17 protein-coding genes and 1 tRNA gene are annotated in these 17,124 nt (G+C 69.0%); 7 read left to right on the top strand and 11 right to left on the bottom strand.

Features of this window, described 5'->3' with window-relative positions; genetic code table 11:
• Positions 1 to 60: 60 nt before the first annotated feature.
• The 6 genes from ACFWVV_RS22855 to ACFWVV_RS22830 all read right to left on the bottom strand — a co-directional run bounded on the left by ACFWVV_RS22855 (position 61) and on the right by ACFWVV_RS22830 (position 5,038).
• Positions 61 to 1,068 (bottom strand): HTTM domain-containing protein, encoded by a 1,008-nt coding sequence (locus ACFWVV_RS22855; protein WP_384353937.1) that lies wholly within the window; start codon positions 1,066 to 1,068, stop codon positions 61 to 63.
• Positions 1,065 to 1,706: a DUF5819 family protein gene (locus ACFWVV_RS22850; RefSeq protein ID WP_384353935.1), complete on the bottom strand. Its 642-nt coding sequence runs from the start codon at positions 1,704 to 1,706 to the stop codon at positions 1,065 to 1,067. The genes ACFWVV_RS22855 and ACFWVV_RS22850 overlap by 4 nt, the downstream gene beginning before the upstream one ends.
• Positions 1,703 to 2,014, bottom strand: coding sequence for a hypothetical protein (locus ACFWVV_RS22845; protein WP_384353933.1), 312 nt, complete (start codon positions 2,012 to 2,014; stop codon positions 1,703 to 1,705). Before ACFWVV_RS22845 ends, ACFWVV_RS22850 begins: the two co-directional genes overlap by 4 nt.
• Before the next feature lie 1,110 nt (positions 2,015 to 3,124).
• A tRNA-Pro gene (locus ACFWVV_RS22840) sits at positions 3,125 to 3,198 on the bottom strand.
• A 30-nt stretch (positions 3,199 to 3,228) separates the two neighbouring features.
• A complete protein-coding gene (locus tag ACFWVV_RS22835; protein WP_384353931.1) occupies positions 3,229 to 3,966 on the bottom strand; it encodes a Pr6Pr family membrane protein in 738 nt (245 codons plus the stop codon).
• Between the two features lie 133 nt (positions 3,967 to 4,099).
• Positions 4,100 to 5,038: a metallophosphoesterase gene (locus tag ACFWVV_RS22830; RefSeq protein WP_384353929.1), complete on the bottom strand. Its 939-nt coding sequence runs from the start codon at positions 5,036 to 5,038 to the stop codon at positions 4,100 to 4,102.
• A gap of 98 nt (positions 5,039 to 5,136) precedes the next feature.
• On the opposite strand from ACFWVV_RS22830, the gene ACFWVV_RS22825 reads away from it, so the two are divergent.
• Entirely contained in the window at positions 5,137 to 5,601 is a 465-nt protein-coding gene (locus ACFWVV_RS22825) for a GatB/YqeY domain-containing protein (RefSeq protein WP_384353927.1), read from the top strand.
• A 205-nt stretch (positions 5,602 to 5,806) separates the two neighbouring features.
• Here ACFWVV_RS22825 and ACFWVV_RS22820 read toward each other — a convergent pair whose 3' ends face one another.
• On the bottom strand, positions 5,807 to 8,047 hold the full coding sequence (locus ACFWVV_RS22820; protein ID WP_384353925.1) for a transglycosylase domain-containing protein: 2,241 nt from the start codon (positions 8,045 to 8,047) through the stop codon (positions 5,807 to 5,809).
• 363 nt (positions 8,048 to 8,410) lie between these two features.
• Between ACFWVV_RS22820 and wblA the strand changes: the two genes are divergently transcribed.
• Positions 8,411 to 8,758, top strand: coding sequence for a transcriptional regulator WblA (gene wblA, locus ACFWVV_RS22815; RefSeq protein WP_384353923.1), 348 nt, complete (start codon positions 8,411 to 8,413; stop codon positions 8,756 to 8,758).
• A gap of 210 nt (positions 8,759 to 8,968) precedes the next feature.
• On the opposite strand, the gene ACFWVV_RS22810 is transcribed toward wblA, so the two are convergent.
• Complete coding sequence (locus tag ACFWVV_RS22810; RefSeq protein ID WP_384353976.1) at positions 8,969 to 10,441, bottom strand: ArsA-related P-loop ATPase; 1,473 nt, start codon at positions 10,439 to 10,441, stop codon at positions 8,969 to 8,971.
• 167 nt (positions 10,442 to 10,608) lie between these two features.
• Positions 10,609 to 11,607 (bottom strand): ArsA family ATPase, encoded by a 999-nt coding sequence (locus tag ACFWVV_RS22805; RefSeq protein ID WP_384353921.1) that lies wholly within the window; start codon positions 11,605 to 11,607, stop codon positions 10,609 to 10,611.
• A gap of 82 nt (positions 11,608 to 11,689) precedes the next feature.
• Here ACFWVV_RS22805 and ACFWVV_RS22800 point away from each other — a divergent pair, with 82 nt between their 5' ends.
• From ACFWVV_RS22800 to ACFWVV_RS22785, 4 genes are all read left to right on the top strand, one after another.
• Complete coding sequence (locus ACFWVV_RS22800; protein WP_107018142.1) at positions 11,690 to 11,851, top strand: DUF4177 domain-containing protein; 162 nt, start codon at positions 11,690 to 11,692, stop codon at positions 11,849 to 11,851.
• Positions 11,848 to 12,315, top strand: coding sequence for a RidA family protein (locus ACFWVV_RS22795; RefSeq protein ID WP_384353919.1), 468 nt, complete (start codon positions 11,848 to 11,850; stop codon positions 12,313 to 12,315). The genes ACFWVV_RS22800 and ACFWVV_RS22795 overlap by 4 nt, the downstream gene beginning before the upstream one ends.
• Positions 12,316 to 12,520: 205 nt before the next feature.
• Positions 12,521 to 13,426, top strand: a complete 906-nt coding sequence (locus tag ACFWVV_RS22790) for an NUDIX hydrolase (protein ID WP_384353917.1) — start codon at positions 12,521 to 12,523, stop codon at positions 13,424 to 13,426.
• Complete coding sequence (locus ACFWVV_RS22785; protein ID WP_384353915.1) at positions 13,423 to 14,253, top strand: MBL fold metallo-hydrolase; 831 nt, start codon at positions 13,423 to 13,425, stop codon at positions 14,251 to 14,253. Before ACFWVV_RS22790 ends, ACFWVV_RS22785 begins: the two co-directional genes overlap by 4 nt.
• A gap of 73 nt (positions 14,254 to 14,326) precedes the next feature.
• On the opposite strand, the gene ACFWVV_RS22780 is transcribed toward ACFWVV_RS22785, so the two are convergent.
• On the bottom strand, positions 14,327 to 15,133 hold the full coding sequence (locus tag ACFWVV_RS22780; protein WP_384353913.1) for a nucleotidyltransferase domain-containing protein: 807 nt from the start codon (positions 15,131 to 15,133) through the stop codon (positions 14,327 to 14,329).
• Positions 15,134 to 15,230: 97 nt separating this feature from the next.
• Here ACFWVV_RS22780 and ACFWVV_RS22775 point away from each other — a divergent pair, with 97 nt between their 5' ends.
• Positions 15,231 to 16,115 carry a prohibitin family protein gene (locus ACFWVV_RS22775; protein ID WP_384353911.1) on the top strand — a complete coding sequence of 295 codons (885 nt, stop codon included), beginning with the start codon at positions 15,231 to 15,233 and terminating at the stop codon, positions 16,113 to 16,115.
• A 107-nt stretch (positions 16,116 to 16,222) separates the two neighbouring features.
• Here the strand turns inward: ACFWVV_RS22775 and ACFWVV_RS22770 are convergent, their stop codons facing one another.
• Positions 16,223 to 16,897 (bottom strand): Crp/Fnr family transcriptional regulator, encoded by a 675-nt coding sequence (locus ACFWVV_RS22770; protein ID WP_123460131.1) that lies wholly within the window; start codon positions 16,895 to 16,897, stop codon positions 16,223 to 16,225.
• Positions 16,898 to 17,124 lie beyond the last annotated feature (227 nt).

Genomic DNA, 17,124 nt, shown 5'->3' with positions numbered 1-17,124 from the left:
ATCGCCTTCGTGTGCGGCGGCGACCGTGACGACGACAGATCTGGCGATCAGGTGGTCCCTTTACGGCCGGGAGGCCTTCTCCGGCAGCAAGGGGCCGACGGATTCGCTCTTCGCTTCAGAGGCCTTGCCTGTGCCGAACCGGGCACGCAACTTGTCGGCCAGCACCGTGCCGCGGGCGAGGGCCTCACTCAGCCCCCCACTCAGAAACACCAGGTCACACGCCACCATCGTCAGCGCAAAACCGGTCAGGTTCATGAGCAGAGCGATCCCGAGATGGAAACCGATCGACATCAGTGCAGCCCAGGGGCGGAGCGCCGGGACCAGAATGCCCAGAGGGAAGTAGACGAGGAACATCACGGTGGCGTAGGTGCCCGAGATGACCAGGAAATCGCTCTCGTAGACCAGGTGCGACAGACCAGGGAATGTGAATTCCGGAACCCGTAGCACGTAGAAGAGAGCGGTGCCGTCCTGCCACATCTGGCCCTGGATCTTGTAGAGGCCGCTGACGATGTAGACCAGACAGATCTGCAGGGCAATGGCGAGAACACCGATGTTGTGCAGAGGTGTACCCAAGGACCGCAGGGCTCCGGGCATGCGGCGGGCGCACTTGTTCCACAGTCCGGTGGGGAACGAGAAGCGGTCGTAGCAGCGGGTCAGCAGGAGCATCGGGATGACGAGGTAGGCCAGGTTGTCCCCGCCGTCCAGGAGTGACGGCTGACGCTCATAGACGGACCACATGAAGATCCAGTGGACTGCCAGCCCCAGTCTTCCGCCGATCCCCAGCATTACCAGAAGAGCGACCACGAGCCCCAGGTGGAACACGATCTGGAACCAAGTTTCCGAACTGCTGAGAGTATAAAGACTAAAGGAATTACTCTCGTCTATATAGGTCGTGAAGTCCCGCCAGGGAAGGGCGCCGTCGGGTCCGAACAAGTAGCTTCGGTCGGAGTATTGGCTGACGTAGAACATGAGGCCGACGAAGCCGAGGAGAGCGCGGGTCCCGGACACGCCCAGCAGGCTGACAGGTTGAGTGCCCCATTTGTCGATGGCGGAAATAAATCGTGTCATTTTAGTGCACCCGCCTTCTTCCACGGCAGGTCCTGGACAGCCGCTTTCCCGACGGCTGACGGGTCGTTGCGCTTGGACCACGGCGGAAGCGTGTGGACGTAGGCGCGTACCTGCACAGCAGCGACGGGTTTTCCGGAACATACATCGGTGAGCTGCTCCAGCGAGAAGCGGGAAAGGAACTTTTCTGCCCGCTCGCGTGTGGTCTTCTCGTACGGGGCGAGCGGGATGACTGGCTTCTTCTTTTCCTCTTCGCTCTTCCTCATCCTGTCGAGGATGGGATCGCTGTTGTCCAGCTGCGAAATTGTTCCACTGACGAGCCGGTTTGTTCGGGAGGGGAAGAAGCGGTCATTCTGTTCTCGTTCTACGTACGGACGCGTCACGTTGTAGAAGTCGGTCACGTGGCCGTCGTTACACCTGACCCGCGCCAGGATGCCTCGTTCGTCCGACAACGGATCGGGGGCGAAGAGCATCCAGTTCTGGGAGAGATATGGCTGCATGACGGTGTTTATTCTGTCGTAATAGCGCAGCTTGACGGGATTAAGCGGCATCTGTGAGAACGCGGCGACCGAGAAGTAGGCGCCCAGGAGGGCAGCGCCAACAATCAGCGCTGCCCTCCTGGTCTTGATGTGACTGGTCACTTGTCGAAGACCGTGTCCATCTGGCTCGCACCGTTGATCTTGCTGGCCGGGGCAACGCTGCCGAAGAGGTTCCCCAGGACCTGGCCTGCGGCCTTGCCCACGGAGGGGCACGCTGCCTTACCGTGGACGTAGGCCTTGCCAAGGGCCTTGCCGAGTCCGCCGGCTGCCATCGGCTGAGCGCCGGCGTCCTGAGAGACGACGGTCGGCGCCTCGACACGCGGTGCCGCAGCCTGTGCTGTGCCCTGCATGCCGAGCATGAGCGCCACGCCGCCGGCCGCGATTCCAGCGGTCGCAATGATCTTCTTCATTTTTTCCCCTTTTGCCCGGGTCGGTCAAACCCAGGGTTGATTCCTGAGTCGGTCAAACCCAGGATTTATCGCCGGGTCGGTCAAACCCGGGATTGTTTATCGTGAAGTACATCCATGGAAACTGCACCGGGGCTTCTTCCGCCCCGCCGTTCACGAGTCACGAAAGCACGTTCAAGGCGTGAAGCAGAGCGCTCTACTTCATCGACTTTCCCGTCGTGATGCATTCCCCCCGTGAACGAGATCCACCTTTCCACGGCTGGTGATCTTGTGTCCATGGCCGGGCGAATTCACGCCCGGTGGCCGAATGAATCTGTTGACCTTGAGTGCATGCAGCACACACGGACTCAGTGAGGCGGGGACAAAGGAGATAAGTCCCGTTTTCCCTCTCTCGCGAGAGCGCGAGTGGCACGGTCGGTCGGCCCCCTTACTCAGGGTGACGGGACTTTCAGGCCAACTTTGGGGGCCGGTCAAGGCGGTGGAGGGACGTGGCGAGATGACGATGGCTTGAAACCAGCGAAAATGATCATGGGGGGCGTGAGGAGCGTCACCCATTTCCTGCTCGGCGTCCGGCTCGCTCACGTGCATAATGAATTAATACAGGCAAATTGGACGCAGCTGGATAATGCGTCCTGTAGCTTGACTGGGGTTATGATTTCCTGCGACATCGGTCATTCGAAGTGAAACTGCCCTCGGATGGAGCTGTCCGAGAGAAACATCGGCATTCGTGGTCATCGCCTATGGCTGCCCTCGGGCGCGATGCAAGGTTCGATGGCCAGGACCAGAGCCCTGCGGGGCTGCGATCAGACCTGGAACGGTCCGGGAGCACAGCGGGATCCCGGGTCGGCTCCCCCGGATCGGAACGCGCAGTTGCTGTGAGCGGTGGCATCACTGCGCTGCTGGCGCCGTACCCGGCGAAGGGGCCTGCAAGCAGACCGGTGTCATTGCCGGGGTCTGCCCCTGCTCACCTCCACAGAGCGGGACCCGCGGCCTTGGGGAGCCGTGAGGGGGCACAGGGGTGCCTCCTCCAAGAGCTCTCCCCACGAGGCGCCGGAAGAACAGAAAGGGCCTGATCCTCGGTGAGGATCAGGCCCTTGATCTGGTACTTGGCTGTCGGGGTGGCGGGATTTGAACCCACGACCTCTTCGTCCCGAACGAAGCGCGCTGCCAAGCTGCGCTACACCCCGATGTCCACCGCGTTGCCGTGGCGACATCGATTACTTTAGCCCACCCGCGCGCTCAGGCGAAATCCGGTTTTTGCGGGCTCGCAGGTCGGGGCGTATGCGGTCGAGGGCCACCAGGGCCAGGGCGAGGGCGCCGAAGGCCAGGCCCAGGAGCAGGGCGTTTGTGGCCACGCCGGCGTAGCCGTGCTGGGCGACGTCCAGGAAGGGGTACGGGTAGCGGACCGCCGCATCGGGGGCGAGGACGGCGCCGCGGACCAGGGCGAAGGCGAAGTACGCGGCCGGGTAGAGCAGCCACTGGGCGGCGTAGCGGAAGAGCAGACCGCCGGGGGCGGTGAGGAGGAGCCAGTCCAGGACCGCGCCCAGGGGTGTGACGGTGTGCAGGAGCTGGTTGGAGACCGCGCGCCAGCCAGTCATGGTGTGGCCGGGGTCGTCGGTCATGGAGAAGCCGCTGGAGGCGTTGGCCAGGATCAGGTGGTAGACGAGGCCGGTGATCGCGATGAAGAGCAGTGCCCCGCCGGTCAGCCGTGGGGAGAGCGGCGTACGGCCCTGCCAGGCGCGGACGGCAGACCAGCCGGCGGCCACGGCGAGCAGTGCGTTCGACTGGACCGTGAAGTAGACCGGAACCAGCAGCGGGTCGCCGACGATCAGGTCGATCACGATGCCGGTGGTGGCGGCCAGGCACAGGAGCGCGCGGAACAGTGCGGCGTACGGGCGGCGGCGGGGCGGCACGACCGCTGCAGCGGGTACGCCCGAGGGGGTCGGGGCGGTCATGATCTCCACGCTACGGGGGCGTGGACGGGCGGGCGCGCGGAGGGTGGGGGACTTTGGTCCCGGGGGTCCACGCGACGCAGCCCCGTACCGCCGCCGCCCCGGCGTGCCGCGCAGCCCCGTACCGCCGTCCCTCCTACCGTCCCCGCTCCGTCAGCGTCAGCAGCGTCGCCTCCGGGGGGCAGGCGAAGCGGATCGGGGTGTAGCGGCTGGTGCCGCAGCCAGCGGAGACGTGCAGGTGGGAGCGGTTGCCGGCGGCCTCGTGGGTGGAGAGGCCCTTGACCCGGCCGGTGTCGAGGTCGCAGTTGGTGACCAGCGCGCCGTAGAAGGGGATGCAGACCTGGCCGCCGTGGGTGTGCCCGGCGAGGATCAGCGGGTAGCCGTCGGCGGTGAAGGCGTCCAGTGCCCGGAGGTACGGGGCGTGGACGACGGCGATGGAGAAGTCCGCCGACGTGTCCGGGCCGCCCCGGACTGCGGAGTAGCGGTCGCGCTTGATGTGCGGGTCGTCCAGGCCGGTGAACGCGAGGTCGAAGCCGTCGGCCGTGGGGAGCTTGAGGCTGCCGCGGGTGTTGGTGAGGTTGACCCAGCCGGCGGCGTCGAAACCGTCGCGGAGGTCCTCCCACGGGTTGTGGACGGCGCCGACGACGGGCGGGTTGCCGTTCAGGCCGTGCTTGCCGCGGACCCGTTCGACCAGGTAGCGGCCGGGGTTGCGCGGCGTCGGGCCGTAGTAGTCGTTCGATCCGAAGACGTAGACGCCGGGGAGCTCCATCAGCGGACCGAGAGCGTCCAGTACCTCCGGTACGCCCTCCGTGTCGGAGAGGTTGTCCCCTGTGTTGACCACGAAGTCCGGGCGCAGACCGGCCAGCGACTGGAGCCAGCGCTGCTTCTTGCGCTGCCCGCTGACCATGTGGATGTCGGAGACCTGGAGCACGCGCAGCGGCCGCGCACCCGGCGGCAGTACGGGGATGCTCACCCGTCGGAGCCGGAAGGAGCGGGCCTCGAACCCTGCTGCGTAGGCGAGGCCGGCCGCTCCAACGGCCGTGATTCCCAGGGGTACTCCGTAACGTGCGCGCATACGCCCATCGTCGCAGACCGCGGCGGAGGTGCTCACCGCGCTCACCGCGCGCGAAATTCGGGGGGCGCCGGACCTGTACGACCTGCCACACTTGCGTCATGACCACGCTCAAGTCCCAGCTGAAGGACGAACTCACCGCCGCCATCCGCGCGCGTGACGAACTCCGCTCCTCCACGCTCCGGCTCACCCTCGCCGCGATCCAGGTCGAGGAGGTCTCCGGTAAGGAGGCCCGTGAACTCACCGACGCCGAGGTCGAGAAGGTGATCGCCAAGGAGGCCAAGAAGCGCCGCGAGGCGGCCGAGGCCTTCGCCAAGGGCGATCGCCCCGAGCAGGCCGAGCGGGAGAAGGCGGAGGGCGAGATCCTCGCCGCCTACCTGCCCCAGCAGCTGAGCGACGACGAGCTGGACACGATCGTCGGGCAGGCCGTCGCAGAGGCGAAGGCGGCGGGCGCCGAGGGGCCGCGCGCGATGGGCGCCGTGATGAAGATCGTCAACCCGAAGGTCGCGGGTCGCGCCGAGGGCGGCCGGGTGGCTGCCTCGGTGAAGCGGCTGCTGGCCGGCTGAGGTAGCGCCGCCGTGCGGATGCCGGGAGCGGTGTCGTACGCGGAGTAGTAAGCGGTGCCCTACGCGGAGGGGCTCCACCCGAGCGCGGGTGGAGCCCCTCCGTCGTACGGAGCGTGATGGTGCCGACCCATCGCCGAGTGGTTCAGCGGCCGACGGGTGCCTGATCAGCGGCCCGCGGGCCGCTGATCAGTCTCTGGTCAACGGCTTACGGAAAGTTGCCGCCGAGGATGTCGGGCCATCCGCCGTCGTTGCCGCCGTCGCCGTTCCCACCGTTGTTGCCGTTGTTCCCGCCGTTGTTGCCACCAGCGGGCTGACCGGGGCCGGTCCCCGGCGGCTTGTTGTCGCCGCCGGGCCGGTTCTTGTCCTTGTCCGCGTCCTTCTCGGGGTCGGGGATGTCGACGCTCGTGAAGCGGGGCTGGTCCTTGCCCTCCAGGGCGCCCGACATCGCGTCCTTCCAGATCGGACCCGGCACCTGGCCGCCGTACACCTTCTGCTGGTACTCGCCGCCGATGGTGATGTTCTCCATCTTGACCTGCTGCGACGCGCTGCCGACCCAGACGGCGCCGGACAGGTTCGGGGTGTAACCGACGAACCACGCGTTCCTGCGCTCGTCGGTCGTACCGGTCTTGCCCGCGTTGTCCCGGCCGTTCTGCAGGCCGGCCTGCTTACCCGTACCGGAGTCGACCACTCCGCGCAGCAGCGTGTTGATGGTGTCCGCGGTCTGCTCGGCCATCGCCAGCGAGCAGGAGGTCTTCGGCACCGGCAGCGCCTTGCCGTCGGGGCCCGTGATGGCCTCGATGGCGATCGGCGTGCAGTACGTACCCCGATTGGCGAAGGTGGCGTACGCGCTGGCCATCGTCAGCGGCGACATACCGGTCGAACCGAGGGTCAGCGAGGCGGGCTCCTGGGGGATCTTCGTGCCGTCGCCCTGCACCAGGCCGATCTTGTCGCTCAGCTGCGCCACCGGGCACATCCCGATGTCCTCGAGCATCTGGACGAAGTAGGTGTTGACCGACTTGTTCATCGCGTCCTTGAGCGCGTACGGGCCGACCTCGCTCTCGTCCTCGTTCTCCACCGTGTAGCCGCGGTTGACCCACGGCTTTCCGCTGCAGGTCGCGACCCGAGCGGGGTACGGCATCTGGTACGGGGACGAGTAGGCCTGCGTCGGCGGCTTGCCCTGCTCCAGCGCGGCGGCGGCCAGGAAGGGCTTGAAGGTCGAGCCGGTCGGGAAGCCGAAGTTCGAGCCGCCCCTCTTCTTGTCGACCGAGTAGTTGATCTGGGTCTCGTTGGTACCCAGGCCGTACGGCTTGGACTGGCCCATCGCGAGGACCTTGCCGGTGCCGGGCTCGACCAGGGTGACGGCCGTGGCGACCTTGTCGCTCTGGTAGACGTGTTCCTTGATCGAGGCCTGGGTGGACTGCTGCGCCTTGGGGTCCAGGGTGGTGCGGACGGTGAGACCGCCCTGGTTCCAGATCTTGGCCCGGTCCTCGCGGGTCTTGCCGAAGACCGGGTCGTTGAGGAACACCTCGCGGACGTAGTCGCAGAAGAAGCCGGCGCCGCTGACGGCGGTGATGCAGCCGTTCTGCGGCTTGTTGACCTTGAGCTTCAGCGGCAGGGCCTTGGCGCGGGCCGCCTCGGCGGGCGAGATCGCGCGGATGTCCGCCATCCGCTGGAGCACGATGTTGCGGCGCTTGGTCGCCTCGGCGGAGTCATTGACCGGGTCGTACCTGGTCGGCGACTGCACGAGGCCGGCCAGCATCGCGGCCTCCTCCAGCCTGAGGTCCTTGGCGTGCTTGCTGAAGTACCGCTGGGACGCGGCCTCGACGCCGTAGCTCTGCTGCCCGAAGAAGGTGATGTTGAGGTAGTTCTCCAGGATCCGCTTCTTGCCGAGTTCCTTTTCCACCTGGATCGCGTACTTGAGCTCGCGGATCTTGCGGCCGAGCGTCTGCTGGGTGGCCTGGGCGACCTTGTCCGGGTCGTCGCCGGCCTCCTCCACGAAGACGTTCTTCACGTACTGCTGCGTCAGGGTGGAGGCACCCTGTGCCGTGCCGCCCGCCTGCACATTGCGGTTGAGGGCACGGAGGATGCCCTTCATGTCGACCGCGCCGTGCTCGTAGTAGCGGTTGTCCTCGATCGCGACGATCGCCTTCTGCATGTACGGCGAGATGTCCTTGAGCGGGACGACCGTACGGTTGCGGGAGTAGACGTCGGCGATCTTGCCGCCCTGGCTGTCCAGGATGGTGGTGCGCTGGCTCAGCGGGGGACGCTTGAGGTTCGCGGGGATGGTGTCGAATCCCTCGACCGTGCCCTTGGCCGCGAGGCCGAGCGCACCGGCTGCGGGCAGGGCGATGCCTGCCAGCACGGCTCCCGAGAGCACGCTGACACCGAGGAATTTGGCGGCCTGCTGGGTCCCCGTGAGACCCCCGCCCGAGCGCTTCTTTGCCATGGGGGCAGCCTACGTTCTCAATCGCCGGACACATGTAAAGGCTCTGGCCTAAGCTGCTCTCGGCTGTCACAGCAGTACGGCTCCGCGCCGGTGCGGCGGAGCTCCTCCGAGTGACCCCGCGGTGGTTCCCGAGTCCATCGCGATCCAGTGGAAATGCCCCGATTCGTCGGGTAGATCACGCATGTCCCCAGCTCACTCCCCTGGGTGATCTGCCGCATACGCATAGTCCGTTCGGGCCATTCAAGATTGGGCCCGAAGGGGGTGTTGCGCTGTGCCCACCTTCCGTAACGTCCTCAACTGGCACCGGTGAATATGCCGCTGCCGCCGTGGGGGAGCCTCGATTCGGGAGAGGACGGCGCCGGGATGGGCTGGGTAACCGACTGGAGTGCGCAGGCAGCCTGCCGCACTACCGATCCGGATGAACTGTTCGTACAAGGAGCGGCGCAGAACCGGGCCAAGGCGGTGTGCACCGGATGTCCGGTGCGGACCGAGTGCCTGGCGGACGCGCTGGACAACCGCGTCGAGTTCGGCGTGTGGGGTGGCATGACGGAGCGGGAGCGTCGCGCACTGCTGCGCAGGCGTCCCACGGTCACCTCGTGGCGCAGGCTCCTGGAGACCGCGCGTACGGAGTACGAGCGCGGTGCGGGCATCCTGCCCGCGGTGCTCGACGACGACGAGGTCTACGAGGAGACGTACGCCGCGGTGGGCTAAGCCAATCGTGGCGCACGGCCGCAGCGGATGGGCCAATCGTGGCGGCCGGCCCCGCGAGTGCGGTGCCGGGCGCGAGAGCACTGACTTCCCTCAGCTGGGACGAAAGTGACGGACCGAAGGCGTCTGCCTGCTCCAACGGCAGGTGAGGGCGTCGAAGGTGCGGAAGGCGGTGGCGGGCTACGGAGTCGTGGCGGGTTACGTCGTGGCGGGTTACGGAGTCGAGGGTGACGGCGTAGCGGGCGAAGAGGCCGGGGTTGCCTGGCCGGGGCCGGGCTGGGATGCCTGGCCGGTTGCCAGCCGGTCACCGATGGCCCGCAGGCCGGCCAGGTCGTGCACGTCCCCGGGCAGGGCGGCGACTTCGGTCACCGCCACCTCGGGGTGGAGCGCGGTGAAGCGGTCGCGCGTTCGCTGTTCACGCGCGAGCACCTGCATGCGTTCGGCATGCAGCCGCAGCAGACCCGCGGTCAGGTGCGCCAGGCCGTCGTCGGTGGAGACATCGGCGGGAGAGCCGTCGGTGGCGGGGTCGACGGCGGGAGAGCCAACGGCTGTGGGGTCATCGGCTGTGGGGTCAACGGCGCCTTCAGCGCCCTCGGCGTCGTCCTCGGTGATGCGGTGGCCCGCCGGGTTCTCCGTGGCGTGGGGGTCCACGGTCGGCGTCGTGCCCGCGGGGGAGTCCGCGGTGTGCTCGGGAGGAGTGGCCGTGGAGCCACGAAGCTCAGCATTCCCGGCCCTTTGATCCACAATGCCGCCCTCCTCAAGATTTTCCGCAGCGGCGAGCGCCCGCTCCGCCGACAGCTGGGGGGCGCCGCTGCCGTGGACCCGGTTGAGTACGAGCCCGGCCAGCGGCATCTCCTCCGCCGCGAGCCGCTCGACGAAGTACGCCGCCTCGCGCAGTGCGTCCCGCTCCGGGGCGGCCACCACCAGGAACGCCGTACCGGGCGCCTGCAGCAGCCGGTACGTCGCGTCCGCGCGGGTGCGGAACCCGCCGAACATCGTGTCCATCGCCGCCACGAACGTCTGCACGTCCCGCAGCAGTTGACCGCCCATCAGCTTGCTGAGGGTGCCCGTCATCATCGACATGCCGACGTTGAGGAACTTCATCCCCGCCCGGCCGCCCACCTTCGCCGGCGCCATCAGCACCCGGATGAACTTCCCGTCCAGGAACGAACCGAGACGCTTGGGCGCGTCGAGGAAGTCGAGGGCGGAGCGGCTCGGCGGGGTGTCCACGATGATCAGGTCCCACGCGTCGCCCGCGCGCAGCTGCCCCAGCTTCTCCATCGCCATGTACTCCTGCGTACCGGCGAACCCGGCCGACAGGGACTGGTAGAAGGGGTTGTCCAGAATGGCGCGGGCCCGGTCCGCGTCCGCGTGGGCCTCGACGATCTCGTCGAAGGTCCGCTTCATGTCCAGCATCATGGCGTGCAGTTCGCCACCGGCCGCCTCGTCGATGCCCTTGACCCGGCGCGGCACGTTGTCGAGGGAGTCGATGCCCATCGACTGGGCGAGCCTGCGGGCCGGATCGATGGTCAGCACCACCGCCCGCCGCCCGCGCTCCGCGGCCCGCACCCCCAGGGCCGCCGCCGTCGTCGTCTTGCCGACACCGCCGGACCCGCAGCACACGATGATGCGGGTGCCGGGGTCGTCCAGCAGCGGATCGACATCCAGGGTCGGGGAGACGTCCATCCCGGCGGCCGGAAGGCCGGGCGCAGGAGATACGGCCGGTGCGGCAGACGTGGCCGGTGCCGGGCCCGGGGTGGGCTGCGCCGCCGGTGCCGGATCCGGGGTGGGCTGCGCCGCCGGTGCCGGATCCGGGGTGGGCTGCGCCGCCGGTGCCGCTGACGAGTCCTTACTCATGCCGCTCCCTGCGCCCGGTCCGCACCCAGGTGGGTGCGGAGTGCCCGCGCCAGCCGGTAGAGGCCGGCCAGGTCCAATCCCTCTCCCAGCAAGGGGAGTTCATACGTCTGGAGGCCGATGCCGGCCAGTGCGGCCCGCTGCTCCCGCTCCAGCTCGACCCGCTGCGTATGCTCCGCCGCCTGCTCCAGCAGCGGGTCCACGAGGCGCTCGGCGAGCCCGCCGCGGCGCGCACCGCCGAGCCCCGCCCGGGACAGCGCCAGTGCCACGTCCGCCCGCCGCTCGCCCGCCGCCGTCCGCAGGGCGTCCTCGTCCACCAGCTGCGGGCGGACCATGTTGACGATGACATTGCCGACGGGCAGCTCGGCGGCCCGCAGTTCGGCGATTCCGTCGGCCGTCTCCTGGACCGGCATCTCCTCCAGCAGCGTCACGAAGTGCACCGACGTCTCCGGCGACTTGAGCACCCGCATCACCGCCTGCGCCTGGTTGTGTATCGGCCCGAACTTGGCCAGCCCGGCGACCTCGTCGTTCACGTTGAGGAACTTGGTGATGCGGCCGGTCGGCGGCGCGTCCATCACCACGTAGTCGTAGACGTAGGCGTTCTTCTTGTCCCGGCGGCGGACCGCCTCGCAGGCCTTGCCGGTCAGCAGGACGTCCCGCAGTCCCGGCGCGATGGTGGTCGCGAAGTCGATCGCGCCGAGCTTCTTGAGCGCCCGGCCGGCGCCCCCCAGCTTGTAGAACATCTGGAGGTAGTCCAGCAGCGCGCGTTCTGCGTCGATCGCGAGGGCGTACACCTCCCCGCCGCCCGACGCGACAGCGATCTTGCGCTCCTCGTACGGAAGGGCTTCCGTCTCGAAGAGCTGCGCGATGCCCTGTCTGCCCTCGACCTCCACCAGGAGGGTGCGTTTGCCCTCGGTGGCGAGGGCGAGCGCGAGTGCCGCGGCTACCGTGGTCTTGCCGGTACCGCCCTTGCCACTGACGACCTGGAGCCTGCTCACGACTCCGAGCCTAACCAGTCGCCCGGCCGTCCAATCAGGAGGCCGTCCTTCCTGTCCGCTTCCACCGGTTACAGTCGGCCGCATGACCAAATGGGAATACGCGACCGTGCCCCTTCTCGTGCACGCGACCAAGCAGATTCTGGACACCTGGGGCGAGGACGGCTGGGAGCTCGTCCAGGTCGTGCCCGGGCCGAACAACCCCGAGCAGCTCGTGGCCTATCTCAAGCGGGAGCGGGCCGCGTGAGCGCCGTCGAGGACAAGCTCGCCTCGCTCGGACTGACCCTTCCGGCAGTGGTCCCGCCGCTCGCCGCGTACCAGCCCGCCGTGCAGTCCGGGGTGTACGTGTTCACTGCGGGCCAGCTGCCGATGGTGGACGGCCAGCTGCCGGTCACCGGCAAGGTCGGCGCCGAGGTCACCCCCGAGGAGGCCAAGGAGCTGGCGCGGATCTGCGCGCTGAACGCCCTGGCGGCAGTGAAGTCCGTCGCCGGTGACCTGGACCGCATCGCGCGCGTCGTGAAGGTCGTCGGCTTCGTCGCCTCGGCCCCCGACTTCACCGGCCAGCCGGCCGTGCTCAACGGCACGAGCGAGCTGCTCGGCGAGGTTCTCGGCGACAAGGGCGTGCATGCCCGCAGCGCCGTCGGCGTCGCTGTGCTGCCGCTGGACGCCCCGGTCGAGGTCGAGATCCAGGTGGAGCTCGTCTCGGCCTGAGCCAGGAAGCCGGGAGCCCTGACCCGGGAGCCCGGGGGCCGGAGCCCGGACGCTGAGCTCGCATCTCGGTCCCCGAGCCCGGAGCTCTGGGCTCAGTGTTCCTGGGGCGCCCTGCACCTGGGCCTTGTCCCGGCGCTTCCGGTCCGATACGTGCGGGATACAACTGCCTCTCGAACATCGAGGCAGTTGCCCGTAGCATCCGGCCATGCCCAATGGTCAGTGGTACCCGCCCGAATGGCCCGACCGCATCCGCGCGCTGGCGAACGGCGAGCTCACGGCCGCGACTCCGAAGCGGGCCGCAACCGTGCTGCTGCTGAGCGACGGCGCAACCGGCGCCGAGGGCGCCGGACTGTCCGTACACATGCTGCGCAGACGCGCCTCCATGGCTTTCGCCGGAGGCGCGTACGCGTATCCGGGTGGCGGCGTCGATCCCCGGGACGACGACTCGCTGGTGCGCTGGGCGGGGCCCCCGCTGGACCGCTGGGCCGGCTCGCTGGGCCTCGGCGAGGACCTGGGCGGCGCCCAGGCGGTGGTCTGCGCCGCGGTGCGCGAGACCTTCGAGGAGGCGGGCGTCCTCCTCGCCGGACCCACCCCGGACACCGTGGTCGACGACACCACGGGTGAGGACTGGGAGGCGGACCGGCAGGCCCTGGTGGCCCGGGAGCTCGGCTTCGCGGAGTTCCTCGACCGGCGGAAGCTGGTGCTGCGCTCCGATCTGCTGGGCCCGTGGGCGCGCTGGATCACCCCGGAGTTCGAGCCCAGGCGCTACGACACCTTTTTCTTCGTCGCCGCCCTGCCGGCCGGGCAGCGCACCCGCAACGCCTCCACCGAGGCGGACCGGACCGTGTGGATCACCCCGGGCCGGGCCGCTGCGGGGTACGACCGGGGCGAGCTGGTGATGATGCCGCCCACCATCTCGACCCTGCGCGGGCTCCAGCCGTACGGCACGGTGTCGGAGGTCCTGGCGGGCGCGGCCGGCCGGGACATGACGCCCGTGCTCGCCCAGGCACGGCTGGAGGGCGGTGAGCTGGTGCTCAGCTGGCCGGGCCACGACGAGTTCACCAAACACATCCCGGCGGCCGACACCCCGGCCACAGGAGGAACCCAGTGACGGACGCGGCCACCCTGCCGGGCCAGCCCCGGGGCGGGGTGCTCTCCGGCCCCGCCAGCGCACGCGCGGTGAACGTGCTGGCCCCCAATCCCTCGCCGATGACGCTCGACGGCACCAACACCTGGATCGTGTCCGAGCCGGACTCCGCACTGGCCGTCGTCGTGGACCCGGGTCCCTTGGACGACGTGCACCTGCGGAGCGTGATCGACACGGCGGAGAGGGCCGGCAAGCGCGTCGCGCTGACCCTGCTGACGCACGGGCACCCGGACCACGCGGAGGGTGCCGCGCGATTCGGGGAGTTGACCGGCTCCGCGGTGCGGGCGCTGGATCCCGCCCTGCGTCTCGGCGACGAGGGGCTGGGCGCCGGAGACGTCATCACCACGGGCGGCCTCGAGATGCGGGTGGTGCCCACACCGGGGCACACCGCGGACTCGCTCTGCTTCCATCTGCCGGCCGACGGGGCGGTACTGACGGGCGACACCGTGCTGGGCCGGGGCACGACGGTGGTGGCGCACCCGGACGGTCGGCTCGGGGACTACCTCGACTCGCTGCGGCGGCTGCGGTCGCTGACGGTGGACGACGGGGTGCGGCTCGTCCTGCCCGGCCACGGGCCCGTCCTGGAGGACGCCCAGGGCGCGCTGGAGTTCTACCTGGCGCACCGGGCGAACCGGCTGGCGCAGGTGGAGACGGCGGTGGAGAACGGGCACGTGAGTGCGTCCGAGGTGGTGGCGCTGGTGTACGCGGACGTGGACCGTTCGCTGTGGCCGGCCGCCGAGCTCTCCGTGCGCGCGCAGCTGGAGTATCTGCGCGAGCACGGCCTGATCTGACGCCGTACCACTGGATCTTCCCTGTGCAGTTCACAAGCTGCGGGGGCGCCAGGGCCCTTCGACCTGCGGAACTTCAGTACGGCCGGGGGGTCTTGCGTCCGTGGACCGCGATGTATTCGCGTGCGAGCCACGGTCCGAGATCCTCGGTGTACGTCTGGAGAACGGACGGGTCTGCCGTGGGGTTCCCGGCGACCTCCGCGACTTTTCGCATCTCGTCACCACGCTCCGGGTAGTAGCGCGCGAACACCTCGGCTGATTCGGTGAGTTCGCTGGTGAAACGGCCCCAGCGCGGCATGACGAGGGTGAGCCCGCTCCGGACGAGCCGGCGGGCGAAGACCCGGCTGAGCCGCCGCACTTCGTCGTCCCGCGCCACTCCGCCCGGGCAGGCGTCCGCGACTAGCTTGCGCCAGCGCGGCAGGGCGTCGATCAGATCGCCGTTGGTCTCCCGGGCCAGCAGGGTGTCGGGCCGGTAGCGGGGCAGCCGTTCGGCCAGATCGGAGCCGAGCAGGGGTGTGCAGAGGCAGGCGACGAACCAGCCCATGTCGTACCGCTCCAGCTCGCTCGTCAGCACGGCCTCGCTGTAAAGCAGCGTGCCGACCCCGTCGATCTGCCCGTACGCGGCGTCGAGCCCGGCGCCGATGCGTTCGGCGTCGGCCCGGTCGGCCTCGGCCGGCTCCGCGCGCAGGGCCAGCAGGACGTCGAGGTCCGAGCGGCCGGGGCGGGCGGTGCCGCGCGGCACCGAACCGTACAAGTAGGCGCTGTGCAGCCGGTCCGCGGTGAAGACCGCGGCCACGCGCGCGTGGAGCGAGTCCACGACGGGCCGGAACTCCTCCTGGACGCGGTCGAGCGAGCCTTCCCGCTCGATGTACGGATGCCTCATATTTCCCGTCCCCATATTTCCCGTCCCCGTTGCACGCCCCATGGCTTACGCTCCGCTTACATCCGCATCATGCTCGCTGTTCCTGGGGGGAACCACTGTGTTTGTGCTGTCGATCCTGCTCGTCATCGCCGCGGTGGTGCTGTTCCTGGTGGGGCGTGCCCAGAACACGCGCGGGCTGAAGCTCGGGGCGGCCGGGGCGCTGCTCGCCGGACTGATCGCGGGCATATCGAGCTGCCTGTACGTGATGAGCGCGTACGAGGTCGGGGTGCCGGTCACCTTCGGCAAGGTCGGGGAGCCGATGCTGTCCGGGATGCACGTCCGGTCGCCCTTCACCACCGTCACCTCGTTCTCCACCCGCCCCGTGGACCTCAACCTGTCGGACAAGGACGTCGTGGAGGTCCGGTCCTCGCAGGGTGGCGTCATGGAGGTCGAGCTGACCGTGAAGTGGGCCGTGACGCCCGGCAAGGTCGTGGAGCTCTACCGGCTCGCGGGCAGCGAGGAGTCCGTACAGCAGCGTCTGGTGCAGCCGGACAGCCGGGAGATCATCCGCAACGTGTTCGCCCGGCACACGAGCGAACAGGGCTACTCCTCGGCCCGCGAGAAGATCAACGCGGAGATCGGTGACCTGATCAAGGAGCGGCTGGCCCCGCGCGGGATCGCCATCACGGCCGTCAACCTGCGCAATGTGAAGCCCTCGCCCCAGCTCCAGGGGCAGATCGACCGCAAGATCCAGCAGCAGCAGTCCACCGAGCGGGCCGAAGAGGCGACGAAGACCGCCACCGCCGAGGCCAAGCGCCGCAAGATCGAGGCGGAAGGCATCGCCCAGGCCAACCGGATCCTGAACAACTCGCTCACCGACAAGGTGCTCACGAACCAGTGCATCGAGGCCTACCGGGAGGCCGCGCAGAAGCACCCGGTGTACGCGGTGCCGTGCGGCTCCGGCAGCAAGACCCCGGTGATCGTGGGGGACGGCAAGAACTGATCCCCCGCCGCCGGACGGTCTCCCCGGCGGCACGCGGGACACGCAGGACGGGCCGCCCCCTTGCGAAAGGGGGCGGCCCGTCCTGCGTGCGCGGGATCCGGAACGTGTCAGCGCGAACGCTTGGCGAGGCGCTCCACGTCCAGCAGGATCACGGCCCGCGCCTCCAGGCGCAGCCAGCCGCGGCCCGCGAAGTCCGCGAGGGCCTTGTTGACCGTCTCGCGGGAGGCGCCGACCAGCTGGGCCAGTTCCTCCTGCGTGAGGTCGTGCACGACGTGGATGCCCTCCTCGGACTGCACGCCGAAGCGCCGCGACAGGTCCAGCAGGGCGCGGGCCACCCGGCCCGGTACGTCGGAGAAGACCAGGTCGGACATCTGGTCGTTGGTCTTGCGCAGCCGGCGCGCCACCGCACGCAGCAGCGCGGTCGCGACCTCCGGGCGTACGTTCAGCCAGGGCTGGAGGTCGCCGTGGCCGAGGCCCAGCAGCTTGACCTCGGTCAGGGCCGTCGCCGTGGCGGTGCGCGGGCCCGGGTCGAACAGCGACAGCTCGCCGATCAGCTCACCGGGGCCGAGCACGGCCAGCATGTTCTCGCGGCCGTCGGGGGAGGTGCGGTGCAGCTTCACCTTGCCCTCGGTCACCACATACAGGCGGTCGCCGGGGTCGCCCTCGTGGAACAGGGCGTCCCCGCGTGCGAGGGTCACCTCACTCATCGAGGCGCGCAGCTCCGCGGCCTGCTCGTCATCGAGCGCCGCGAAGAGCGGGGCGCGCCGCAGAACGTCGTCCACGTGTTCTCTCCTTGTCGACCTGCTCAGGGGACCGTGGTCCCCATGATGCCGGACGGTAAAACAGTGCGATCAATCACTAAGGATGACTTACCAGCGGCGCTGGTCGTGCTTCAGGGGGCTGATTGGGTAGGCATTGGCCCATGACCAAGGCGGATGTCAGTGCCTGCCTCTAGGCTGGCCGGGTGTCCAACAAGCCGGTGAGAGCGCAGGTCAAGGGGGCCGGACAG

This window comes from Streptomyces sp. NPDC058663 (assembly GCF_042716745.1).
Taxonomy (GTDB): domain Bacteria; phylum Actinomycetota; class Actinomycetes; order Streptomycetales; family Streptomycetaceae; genus Streptomyces.
The sequence above is the reverse complement of the archived record's forward strand: the minus strand, read 5'-3'. Positions and strand labels throughout refer to the sequence as shown.